The 12283-nt window shown below is 64.6% G+C and carries 9 protein-coding genes; 3 read left to right on the forward strand and 6 right to left on the reverse strand.

Annotated elements, in window-relative coordinates:
• Positions 1-7: 7 nt before the first annotated feature.
• Positions 8-1195, reverse strand: coding sequence for an alginate O-acetyltransferase AlgX-related protein (locus GSQ76_RS20645; RefSeq protein WP_158745991.1), 1188 nt, complete (start codon positions 1193-1195; stop codon positions 8-10).
• Between the two features lie 4 nt (positions 1196-1199).
• On the reverse strand, positions 1200-2609 hold the full coding sequence (locus GSQ76_RS20650) for an MBOAT family protein (RefSeq protein ID WP_158745992.1): 1410 nt from the start codon (positions 2607-2609) through the stop codon (positions 1200-1202).
• Between the two features lie 117 nt (positions 2610-2726).
• On the opposite strand from GSQ76_RS20650, the gene uvrB reads away from it, so the two are divergent.
• The 3 genes from uvrB to GSQ76_RS20665 are packed head-to-tail and all read left to right on the forward strand — an operon-like array spanning position 2727 to position 7416.
• Positions 2727-4970: an excinuclease ABC subunit UvrB gene (gene uvrB / locus GSQ76_RS20655; RefSeq protein WP_158745993.1), complete on the forward strand. Its 2244-nt coding sequence runs from the start codon at positions 2727-2729 to the stop codon at positions 4968-4970.
• 32 nt (positions 4971-5002) lie between these two features.
• Positions 5003-6079, forward strand: a complete 1077-nt coding sequence (locus GSQ76_RS20660; protein WP_216851193.1) for an AI-2E family transporter — start codon at positions 5003-5005, stop codon at positions 6077-6079.
• Positions 6079-7416, forward strand: coding sequence for an LLM class flavin-dependent oxidoreductase (locus GSQ76_RS20665; RefSeq protein WP_158745994.1), 1338 nt, complete (start codon positions 6079-6081; stop codon positions 7414-7416). The genes GSQ76_RS20660 and GSQ76_RS20665 overlap by 1 nt, the downstream gene beginning before the upstream one ends.
• Here the strand turns inward: GSQ76_RS20665 and GSQ76_RS20670 are convergent.
• From GSQ76_RS20670 to GSQ76_RS20685, 4 genes are all read right to left on the reverse strand, one after another.
• Entirely contained in the window at positions 7413-9275 is a 1863-nt protein-coding gene (locus tag GSQ76_RS20670; RefSeq protein ID WP_254070534.1) for a methyl-accepting chemotaxis protein, read from the reverse strand. The genes GSQ76_RS20665 and GSQ76_RS20670 overlap by 4 nt on opposite strands.
• A 96-nt stretch (positions 9276-9371) precedes the next feature.
• The gene (locus GSQ76_RS20675) at positions 9372-9848 is read right to left on the reverse strand and encodes a GNAT family N-acetyltransferase (protein ID WP_158745995.1); all 477 of its coding nucleotides are present in this window, start codon (positions 9846-9848) and stop codon (positions 9372-9374) included.
• The gene (locus GSQ76_RS20680; protein ID WP_158745996.1) at positions 9836-10795 is read right to left on the reverse strand and encodes an MBL fold metallo-hydrolase; all 960 of its coding nucleotides are present in this window, start codon (positions 10793-10795) and stop codon (positions 9836-9838) included. Before GSQ76_RS20680 ends, GSQ76_RS20675 begins: the two co-directional genes overlap by 13 nt.
• Positions 10792-12213, reverse strand: a complete 1422-nt coding sequence (locus tag GSQ76_RS20685) for an MFS transporter (RefSeq protein ID WP_254070535.1) — start codon at positions 12211-12213, stop codon at positions 10792-10794. Before GSQ76_RS20685 ends, GSQ76_RS20680 begins: the two co-directional genes overlap by 4 nt.
• Between the last annotated feature and the right edge of the window lie 70 nt (positions 12214-12283).

The following is a 12283-nucleotide window of genomic DNA, read 5'->3' on the forward strand; positions in this document are numbered from 1 at the left end:
CAGCTCTCTACGGCGTACTGTGCATCAGGAACGCGAACAATTCCTGTCCCGCGGACGGCTGGCGCAGGACCTGTTCGTTCTCCTCATAGACGATGATATCTGCATCCCGCAGCGTCACTGCCCGGGCTGCCCCGTCCACGCCCGGCTGCCGCACCATGCCGGCCGCATTCCATTGCAGGGTGAAGGTGTGCCAGTACTCATATTCTGTCGCCACCACTGGGCAGGCGAGCGCCAGCAGCGCCCGGAGGCTGCCGATGGCAAAACTGCCGCCGACGATAGCGACCCGGGGCGGCTGGCAAGCCCCCGCAGCCGGTACGGGTTGTGCGGTTGTCACGGGAACCGGGCCGTTTGCGGTTCGCACGAACAAATTCATCAGCCGCGCCAGGTCGGCTTCGTCCGAGTTCGGGCCCGGGTGGGCGGCCATAGCGTAGGTAAAGCCGCCAGGCGCCAGCCCGCGGCCCGGCAGGATCTGATCCATCCCGCGCAGGATGGCCTGTTCACCCAGCGCCTCGCCCACTGCGTTCCAATGCGTGCCGCCATCGGGGTAGAGCCGGAACGGATACGCGCCATGCGCCTTCCACAGCACCGCCGTCGTGTCGACCACGTGCACGCCGGCGGCCTGCAGGATCGCTAGCCAGGTCCGCACCAGCCCAACCCGATCCGCCACCGGCGCCGGGCAGCGGTAGCCGACGGGCAGCAGTTCCGGATACTGCGCCGCCTTCGAAGGTGTCAGGACATACAGGAACGCCTTGCCCCGGCGCTCCTGCTCGTCCTGCATCGCCTTGATCTTACTCGCCCAGGCCACGGCTCCAGGGCGCCAGGCCGCGATCTCGCGGGAGCAGTAATCCTCGGCATAGGCCCGCTCGATCAGCACGTCATCACGTCCCACGATGACCGATGGTGTCGGCGAAAACCCGAGAAGCGAGAATTGCACCTGATTTCGCAGCCGGACCGCCGCCGGGTAGAGCGGCATCTGCGTGCCGATCAGCCGCCCGTAGACCGCCTGAAACCGGCCATCCAGCACGCTTGCCCAGCCCGTCGGCAACACCTCTGGATCCGTCACCCCGATCAGACCCGGCACCAGCTTGATCGGAGGATGCCCGGCGGCCATCACTGCAAGGTTCACCACCAACAGCAGCGCCCCCACGGCAAGCACCAGCGCCCCAAGCCCGAGCGGAAGAACTTTGCGAATCATGCCCCTAGAACCGGAAATACAGGAACGGCTTGAACGGATCCGCCAGCGCCTTGGCCAGCGCGAATGCGAAAAGCAGGGACAGGGCAAAGTCCAGCACAGCGCGCCCCGCCGGCATCACCCCAACGGCAGTCGCCAACCGATCAAACCCTGGCACTCGCGGCAGGAACGAGATTAGCACCGCTGCCACCAGCGCGGCTATCATTGGCGCCGTCCACCACATGCCAACGACGCTGCCAATCCGCGCCGGCTGCATCATCGTGGCAAACATGGACCCGGCCTGGCCGAGCGACGCTGACCGGAACACCAGCCACCCTGCGACGGTGATCCCGAACGTCACCGCATTCGCGAGCGCCCGCGGCATCCGGTCCAGCCAGCGCAACAGCAAGAGCCGCTCCAGCACCAGGAACACACCGTTATACGCGCCCCACAATACGTAGGTCCACGCAGCCCCATGCCATAACCCGCTGGCAAGAAAGCAAACCCAGAGGTTCACGTACCGGCGCCATGCCGCCACCCGGTTCCCCCCCAGCGGGATGTATAGATACTCCCGGATCCAGGTGGACAGCGAGATATGCCAGCGTCGCCAGAACTCGGTAATGCTGCAGGAGATATACGGCCTGTTGAAATTCTCGTTCAGCCGGAAGCCGAACATCCGCGCCAGCCCGATCGCCATGTCGGAATAGGCGCTGAAGTCGATGTAGATCTGGAAGGTAAAGAACAGCACGCCGCCCCAGGCGTCGCCCCACCCAAGCAACGCCGGGTCGGCGGCGAACGCCATATCCGCGCCGGAGGCCAAGGTGTCCGCCAGCACCGTCTTCTTCACCACGCCCAGCATGAACCGGCGAAAGCCTTCCGCCAGATCATCCCCCCGAAGGCGGCCGAAGGCGACCAATTGCGCCTCCAACTCATGGTATTTGATAATTGGGCCGGCCAGCAGCTTCGGAAACAGGAACACATACAGCATATAGGTCGGCAAACCCGGCGCTGGCTTGCTGCGGCCTCGTGCAATATCAACGAGGTAGGTGATCTTCTCGAACACGATGAATGATACGCCGACCGGCAGCGCGACCTGCCCCACATGCCACGGCCGCAACCCGGCGCTCACCAGCAGAACATCCAGATTATCGACGGCAAAGCCGGTGTATTTGTAGTATGCCAGCATCCCCAGATTGATCAGCACTCCCACCACCAACGCCGTCCGGCTACCCCGCGCCACCTGCAGTGCCAGCACGTAATCGGTAACGCAGGTCGCTAAAACCACCGGCACGAAAAGCGGCTCACTCCACAGGTAGAACACCAGGCTGGCCACCAGCAGCACGCCAGCCCGCGCCCCCGCCCGGCGCCGCGCGGCCAGGAACACCGCCAACACCGCCGGGAAGAACAGGAAGAGGAACAGCGGCTCGTAAAACAGCATCAGCGGACCGAAGGGCTGGACAGAATGGGAACTCCGGGCCGGTGACGTGTTAGAAGGAGTCTCGACGGCGGTCGCAGCCATCGCCATCTAGAATGCCGACCGCAGAGGGAGTGCCGGATGTCTGAAGTCATCGTCAAGCCGGCGACGCGCCAGTCCGCCAAGAACCGCGGCGCGTCCAACCGCGCCGCCAAGGTCGGCACCGTCACCTTCGAGCCGCGCCGCCAGCCCGCCAAGCCCGTGACCAAGCGCCTGGTGGTCAAGAGCGAATACGAGCCTGCGGGCGACCAGCCCACCGCCATCCGCGACCTATGGGCCGGCGTGCAGGCCGACGAGCGGGACCAGGTGCTATTGGGCGTCACCGGCTCGGGCAAGACCTTCACCATGGCCAAACTGATCGAGCACGCCCAGCGCCCGACCCTGATCCTGGCCCCGAACAAGACCCTGGCCGCACAATTGTATGGGGAGATGAAGCAGTTCTTCCCCGACAACGCCGTGGAATATTTCGTCAGCTACTACGACTACTACCAGCCCGAGGCCTACGTCCCCCGCACCGACACCTACGTCGAGAAAGACAGCCAGATCAACGAGGCCATCGACCGGATGCGCCACGCCGCGACGCAGAGCCTGCTGGAGCGCAACGACGTCATCATCGTCGCCTCCGTCTCCTGCATCTACGGTATCGGCTCGGTCGAAACCTACTCCCGCATGGTGGTCAAGCTCGAGGTTGGCGGCAAGATTGACCGCGACACCCTGGCCCGCGCCCTGTCGGAGCAGCAATATCGCCGCAATGACACGGCCTTCCAGCGCGGCACGTTTCGCCTCCGTGGCGACTCCGTCGATATCTTCCCGTCCCACTACGAAGATCGCGCCTGGCGGATCAGCCTGTTCGGCGACGAGATCGAAGCGATCAACGAGTTCGATCCGCTGACCGGTGAGATCACGTCACAACTCGAAGACGTGCATGTCTACGCCAACAGCCACTACGTCACCCCACGCCCGACGCTGACCCAAGCCGTGCGTGACATCAAAATCGAGCTGAAGGATCGCCTGGACCTCTTTGTAAAAGAAGGAAAGCTCCTGGAGGCTGAGCGGCTGCAACAGCGCACCACCTTTGACCTGGAGATGATCGAGACCACCGGATCTTGCAAATCGATCGAGAACTATAGCCGCTTTCTCTCGGGTCGCAGCGCCGGGGAGCCGCCGCCGACCTTGTTTGAATACCTGCCCGAGAACGCCATGCTGATCGTGGACGAAAGCCACGTCACCGTGCCGCAGATCGGCGGGATGGAACGGGGTGACAACGTCCGCAAATCCGTTCTGGCCGAGTTCGGCTTCCGTCTGCCCTCCTGCATCGACAATCGCCCTTTGAAGTTCGAGGAGTGGGAGCATTTTCGTCCGCAAACCATCTTCGTCAGCGCCACGCCGGGTCCGTGGGAACTGGAGCGCGTTCAGGGTGTGTTCGCCGAGCAGGTGATCCGCCCCACCGGCCTTATCGACCCGGTTTGCGAGATCCGGCCCGTTGAGCACCAGGTGGACGACCTGCTCGCCGAGCTACGCGCCACCGTCGCCAAGGGCGCCCGCACCTTGGTCACGACCCTCACCAAGCGCATGGCGGAGGACCTGACCGACTACCTCACCGAGCATGGCATCAAAGTCCGCTACCTGCACAGCGACGTCGACACGCTGGAACGGATCGAGATCATTCGCGATCTACGCCTGGGCGTGTTCGACGCCCTCATCGGCATCAACCTGCTGCGCGAGGGGCTGGACATTCCGGAATGCGCGCTCGTCGCGATCCTGGATGCGGATAAGGAGGGGTTCCTCCGCTCCGAAACCAGCTTGACCCAAACCATCGGCCGCGCCGCCCGCAACGTGGATGGCAAGGTGATCCTGTATGCCGACGTGATGACCGACAGCCTGCGCAATGCGCTGGAAGAGACGTCGCGCCGCCGGGCCAAACAGCAGGCCTGGAACGAGGCGAACGGCATCACCCCAACCAGCGTGCGCAAGCATATCGGCGAGGCGCTGAACAGCGTGTTCGAGCAGGACTACGTCACCGTCGCCCCGGTCAAGGATGGCGGCGTCACCGACATGGTCGGCAAGGACCTCGGCAGCTCCATTGCCGATTTGGAGAAGCGCATGCGTGCCGCCGCAGCCGATCTGGAGTTCGAAACCGCCGCCCGCCTGCGCGACGAGATCAAGCGGCTGGAAGCCCTGCAACTCGGCCTAGAGCCGCCGCCCGTCGCCCAACGCATCGGCGCGCCGAAGCGCGACCGCACGCCGGAGCCACTCGGACCCGGCGGCGGCGGTTATGACCCGGATAAGCGCAAGCCAAAGGGGCGCCGGCCGGCGCGTCGTTAACATCCACCCCTGCCCACACGAAAGACCGCGACATGGACACGCTGCCCCCGGCCACCGCCGGGTCCACCCGCCCACAGCAATTCGCGATGGGCGCCCTCGGCCTGGCCCTGGTTTGCCTGGGTGTCTACACGCTCTGGAACTTTATCAGCGCCTTGGTGTGGGCCGGGATCTTCGCCATCGCGTTATGGCCGCTCTATCACCGGGCCATCACGCGCTTCGGCACGGGGCACCACAACATCCTGCTCCCGGCCGTATTCACCCTGGCCGTGGCGCTGGTGTTTATCGTGCCCCTTGGTGTCATCGGAGTGCAATTGGCGCACGAGACGCACAACGCCACCGAATGGCTGCGCCATACCCAGGAAAACGGCATCCCAGAGCCTGAATTCCTCCACCACCTGCCATTCTTCCAAGCCCAGGTGGATAGCTGGTGGCAGGCGAACCTCACCGACCCCGGCAGCGCCCGCGAACTGGTGCAGCGCACCACACGCGGCCATGTGTCCGACGTCAGCCGGATGGTCGGCACCCAGATTGCCCGGCGGCTCACCCTGTTCATCTTCACGCTGCTGACCCTGTTCTTCCTGTTCAAGGAAGGCCGCGTCGTCACCGACCAACTTCGCATCGCCAGCAACCGCGCCTTCGGTCCCAATGGCGAGCGCATCGGCCGCCAGATCATCGCCTCCGTACACGGCACTGTCGACGGGCTGGTGCTGGTAGGCCTTGGCGAGGGTTTGATTCTCGGCGTCATCTACGCCATCGCGGGCGTGCCGCACCCCACCATCTTCGGCGCATTGACAGCGGTCGCCGCGATGATCCCGTTCGCCGCACCCGTCATCTTCGTCGTCGCGGCGCTGTTCGTAATCGCCCAGGGCTCATTGGTCTGGGGCGTTACCATCATCGTCGCCGGGTTCGCAGTCACCTTCATCGCCGACCATTTCATCCGGCCAGTGCTCATCGGCGGCGCGACGAAGCTACCCTTCATCTGGGTGCTGCTTGGCATCCTCGGCGGCGTGGAAGAATGGGGTCTGATCGGCCTGTTCCTCGGCCCGGCCATCATGGCGGCACTGATCCTGCTCTGGCGGGAGTGGGCCTGCGGCCGTAGACCGATGTAATGCGCCAAATCCACCTCAACGCGTTCGACATGGCCTGCGTCGGCCATATTCAGCAGGGGATGTGGACCCACCCGCGCGACCGCTCGGCGGAGTATGATACGCTCGGCGCCTGGACCCGGCTGGCACAAACGTTGGAACGCGGGCTGATCGACGGCCTATTCCTAGCCGATGTCCTGGGTGCCTACGATGTCTACGGCGGCACGCCCGACGCCGCCCTGCGTCATGCCGTGCAAGTGCCGCTACTGGACCCGATGATGCTGGTGCCCGCCATGGCCGCCGTCACCCAGCATCTCGGCTTTGGCGTCACTGTGAACCTGGCCTACGAGCAGCCCTTTACCTTTGCCCGCCGCATGTCCACGCTGGACCAACTGACCGGCGGCCGCATCGGCTGGAACATCGTCACCGGGTATCTGGACAGCGCAGCCCGCGCCATGGGCTTCACCAACCAGATGGCGCATGACGATCGCTACGATTTGGCCGACGAGTTTATGTACGCGGTCTACGCCCTGTGGGAACACAGCTGGGACGAAACCGCCGTGCAGCGCCAGCCTGGCCAATTCACCGACCCCGCGCAGGTCCGTCGCGTGGTGCACAATGGCGCGCAATACCGCTTCGACGCGATGGCCCTCGTTGCCCCTACGCCGCAACGCACACCCGTGCTCTACCAGGCCGGCAGCAGCGACCGCGGCCGCGTCTTCGCCGGTCAACATGCCGAATGCGTCTTCGTCAATGGCGGTAGCAAGATGGCGGTTGCCCGCCTAGTCGCCGACCTCCGCGCCCGCGCCGCCCCGCGCCCGATCCGAGTCTTTGTCGGCGCCACGCCCGTTCTCGCCCGCACCACGGCGGAGGCGCAGGCGCTGCTGGCCGAATACCGCGCGCACAGCAGCACCGAGGGTGCGCTCGCCCATGCCGCCGCCTCGCTCGGCATCGACTTCGCCCGCTACGATTGGGACCAGCCGGTCGATGCCTCCCCCACCGAAGCCATCCGCTCCAACGTCGAATCGATGACCCGGCAACTCGGTGCCGGTTGGACCAAGCGCATGCTGGCAGACCGCTTTATCCTCGGCAGCCGCCAGCCCCCTGTCGTCGGCAGCCCGGCCGAAGTCGCGGACGAACTGCAGGCCTGGGTCGCCGAGGCCGACGTCGACGGCTTTAACCTATCCCGCACCGTGGCACCCGAGTGCTGGGAAGCGGTCGTCGACCTCCTGGTGCCGGAACTGCAGAACCGCGGCGTCTACAAAACCGCCTACGCCCCGGGCACCTACCGTGAGAAACTCTTTGCCGCCGGGCCGAGGCTCGCACCGCCGCACCCGGCGGCACTGGCCCGCGCCAGCTAGGCAGCGCGCCGCCCCACCCGGGGCCGGGCCGCCGCACGGCTCGCATCGGCAGGTGCAGCATCCTCGGCATCGTCGATCTGGAACCGCGCTGTCAGGCTAGCCAGTTCCATGGTCTCATGCGCCAGCGAGTGGCTGGCCGCCGTTGTCTCTTCCACCATTGCAGCGTTCTGCTGGGTCACCTGGTCCATCTGATTGATGGCCGAGTTCACTTCGTGCAACGCCGTCGCCTGCTCCTGCGCCGAAGCCGCAATGTCGGACACGGCAGTGCTGATCTCGGTGACATGCGTCACGATCCGGTCGAGTGCCTGACCCGTCTGTCCTACCAGTTTCACACCCGCGCCAACCTGTTGAGCGGAGGTGGAGATGATCGCCTTGATCTCCTTCGCCGCCTGGGCAGAACGCTGCGCCAGCGCGCGCACTTCGCTTGCCACCACCGCGAACCCTCGGCCCGCATCGCCAGCCCGCGCTGCTTCAACGCCAGCATTCAACGCCAGAAGATTGGTCTGGAACGCGATCTCGTCGATCACGCCGATGATCTGGCTGATCTGCTGCGATGACTGCTCGATGCTACCCATGGCGCCCACGGCCTGGCGCACGACCTCGCCAGATTGCTCGGCATCGGTGCGCGTTCGCGCAACGACGTCCCGGGCCGCATTCGCCCCCTCGGCGGTCTTGCGCACGGTCGCGGTAATCTCGTCCAACGCTGCGGCAGTCTCCTCCAGGCTGGCAGCCTGCTGTTCCGTCCGTCGGCTCAAATCGTCGGAGGCCTGGGCGATCTCGCCAGCACCTGCCTTGATCGTCGCAGTACTGGACATCAACTGCCGCACCGTCTCGCTCAGCTGCAGAACGGCGGCATTGAAGTCTTTGCGCAACTGCTCGTAGCCCGGCGCGAACTCGTCTTCTAGACGGAACGTCAGGTCACCCTGAGCCAGATGAGACAGGCCGCCGGTCAATCCATTGACCACTGCCGCCTGCTCCGCATTCGCCTTGCGCTGCTTGGCGTCCTCCGCTTCCCGCGTCAGTTCGACCTGGCGCCGGGCTTCGGTGGCCTCGACCTCCATCTGCACCTTGGCGATTGCGGCGTCTTTGAACACCTGCACCGCGTCAGCCATGTCGCCGACTTCGTCCTTGCGGCCGATCGCCGGGACGGTGATGTCCATATCGCCATCCGCCAGCCGCTTCATGGCGCTGGTCATCGCGACGACTGGCCGGCCGATTGCCCGGCTCAGGACCCAACCTGCCGCGACCGACAGCAGCAGGCTTCCCGCGGCGCCCGCCAGCAGGATGACGCGCAATACCGTCATGCTATGGCTCTGCGCAGCGTCCTCGTCATCGGACCAAGTGCGAAGCTTGGCAATAATAGCGTTCAAATCTGCAAATACCGCCGGGCTACGGATACCAACGCCGGCGCCATCATTGGTGAAATCACGCATCTCCTGCAATTGGCTCGCATCCGACATCCGCGCCAATTGCAACGAGCCGAACGTGTCCCACCAGCTCTGCGTCAACTTGCGGGACGAGGCAATTGCTGCTGCCAAGTCTGGCCGGGCGGGCGCCGTCAACGCCGTCGCGCGGTCCATCGCCGCGCCAAGATCGTGCCATGCGGAGACCAGTTCGTCCCGATACGACGCTTTGCCGGCAACCGCGAAGGTGGATATGGCGCGGCCTGCAACATTAAAATCGGTGGCGGCTTCCTGCATCGCCGCCAAGGCGTCGCTCGAATCGCTGTTTCGTTGTGCGATCGACTGTAGATTATCCAGGTTCATCCAGGACATGCTGTTGGCGCCGATGATCGTGCAAACCACAACCGCAAACCCCAGCACCAGCTTGCGCGAAATTCTTAAATTAGTCAGCCACATTACCATCTCCGTCACACGCCAGTCGTCGTTGTGGCCGAAGCAATGCGACAGATTGGTGAACGGGAGATTTAGAGGGTAAATTTCCCGCCAGAAAAGTTAACCAGTCGTTGAACCGGCGAGATCGAGCTTCATCCCTACGTGGCTCGCCTTGAACCCAAGCGATACATAGAAGCGCTGGGCATCGATCCGCGCCGTGTTCGTGGTCAGTTGCAGCAGACCGCATCCTTTCGCCCGGCACGCCTCGATCACCCAAAGCATCATCGATCGGCCGATCCCGGCACCGCGCAAATCACTTGCCACCCGAACCGATTCCACCTGGCCCCGCCATGTCCCACGCATTGACAGCCCCGACAGAAACGTCAGTTGCAGACAGCCGACGACACGGCCTGCGAGATCGGCGACCACCAGATCGTCATTGGGATTGGCCAAAATCCGCTCGAACGCCACCAGGTAGGCGGCGTCCAGCGTATCAGCATTCGTCTCCCGCGTTTGCCCCAGCACATCGTCGGCAAGCAAGGCAACGATCGCCGGCAGATCGCCCCGTGTGGCGGAGCGGAATATCACATCGGCCATAGAGTCGGCTCCGTTGGTGCCCACGCCCAGCCAGGCGGCGGCGGTGTATACGGCGACCCGGCTACGAGCCGCCCGCCCTGCCATCGCGCCGCGCCCGAGCGCAACATCTCCGCCATCAGCGGCCCTACGAGATCGGCCGGGTCAACGCAGAACGGCATCGCGGCGTAAGCCACGAACCACGGGCTGCGCAAGAGCAACGGCGTGATTTCCGCCTCATCCAGCCCGTTCTCAACCATGAGTGCATAGGCGAAAACTCGCTTGGCGCCGTGCCAGGCCATCCGTTCCGGCGCACTCCGCCAGCCCGCCAACCGGCGCGCCGCCACTGCGAGGGCAGCCGCCGGGTCCGTCGTCGGCGGGCCATGGCCGGACAAGGCGCAGCCTATGCGCAGTTCTGCCAGCCGCCGCATCGTCGCCTCCGCCGCATCCAGCATGTCCGGCCGGGTCGCATCCACCCAACCCAGATCGTTACTATGCACTGCATCACCGGTCACGAGCAGCCCGAGCGCCGGGGCATGCAGGCTCAAATGGCCGGCGGTATGCCCTGGCGTTTCCACCACCATCCAGTGTGCCAATCCGGTATCGACGACATCGCCAGGCTCCATGGCCCAATCCACCCGATACGGCTCGACCGGCTGGTGCAGATACCGGGCGCGGCAGGCCTCCGCATCGCGCGCATTCACCAGCGCCGCCTCCGCCCAGTGGGTGGCAATCGGAATGCTGAATTGCCCAGACAGAACGTGATTGGCGCCAGCATGGTCGCAATCGAAATGCGTGTTCACCAGCAACGACAGATGCTCGGCCGGTACCCCCTGCGCTTGCAACCAAGCCAGCAGCGCCGGCACGTCGGCGCCAAATCCACCATCCACCAGCACCGGTCGCTCTCCACGCAACAGCACCGCGTTGGCGCTGGGGAATGGCCGCTGGAAGAAGGCAACCGCGTCGTTCACGCCGACAGCGGCTCCGCAATGTCTTCCAGCGACTTGCCCTCCGCATCGATGCCCAACCACAACTCCATCCCAGCCCCCGCCAGCATCAGCAGCCCAGCAACACAATATCCGGCAGAGAGCGCCCAAGCAGACCCAGCCGCGATCAGCTTGCCAAATAGCCACGGGGCCGCCGCCCCGCCGATCAGCGTACCCAGCGCATAGAATACCGCGATCGCTAGAGCCCGTGTTTCCAACGGAAAGATTTCACTGGCCGTCAAATAGGCGGACGACGCGGCTGCCGAGGCGAAGAAAAACACGCCAACCCAGCACAAGGTCTGCGTGGTCGCCGTCAACAGCCCCATGCCAAACAACACGGCCACCACCATCAGCAGCACGCCCGAGATAGCGTAGGTACCGGCTATCATCTTTTTGCGCCCGACCGTGTCGAATAAATGCCCCAGCGCGAACGGCCCGACCAGATTGCCCAGGCAGAGCGGCAGAATATACAGCCCGATATGGGCGTCCGGCACGCCCTCGTAATGCTGCAGCACCAAGCCGTAGGTGAAAAACACCGCATTGAACAGAAACGCCTGCGCCACCATCAGCACCAGCGCCAAGCAGGACCGGCCACGATGCTTGCCCAACATTGCCGAGAATACCGGCACGAAGCCGAACACCTTCCGCGGATGCACCGTCAACACACCCTCTGCTTTTGGAAGCGCCCCGCCGCCGCTATGGCTCACCCGCTGCTCGATCTCGTCGATCGTGCGCTTGCCCTCAGCCTCCTTGCCATGCGTCACCAGCCAACGCGGGCTTTCCGGCACCCAATGCCGCAGGAACAGGATGCTGATCCCCAACACGCCGCCAATCCCGAACCCTAGCCGCCAGCCCCAATCCAACGGCACGAACTGCCCCGACAGCAGTGGGATGGACGCCGCCGCACCTGCTGCCGCTCCCGCCCAATAACTGCCATTGACCATCAGATCGATGCGGCCGCGCAGTCGCGCCGGCATCAGTTCATCGATGGCCGAGTTGATCGCGGCATACTCTCCGCCGATGCCCAGCCCGGTGATGAACCGGAACGCCGCGAAACTCCAGAAATCCCAGGCAAACGCCGACAGCAGCACGCCCAGCACGTAGATCCCGAGCGTGACGTTGAAAATCACCTTCCGCCCCAGCCGATCCGTTAACCAGCCGAAGAACAACGCCCCCACCACCGCGCCCATCACGTAAATCGATGCAACGCTACCAATATCCTGTGGCGTCAGCCCCAACGTGCGCTTGTCCTGCAGCACCGGGCCAAGTGAGCCGACGATCGTCACCTCCAACCCGTCCAGGATCCAGGTCACGCCGAGCCCGATCACCACTAGAAGGTGAAACCGGCTCCACGGTAGGCGGTCGAGCCGCGCTGGAATATCGGTCTGAATAGCGCCGCTCAATGCTGCATCCCCCGTTCGGTCGCAGGTGGGAACAATCCCGCGTCCGGATGGTTGCCGCCCGCCTTTAACC

Origin of the sequence: Acidisphaera sp. L21 (genome assembly GCF_009765685.1) — a bacterium.
Taxonomy (GTDB): Bacteria; Pseudomonadota; Alphaproteobacteria; order Acetobacterales; family Acetobacteraceae; genus LMUY01.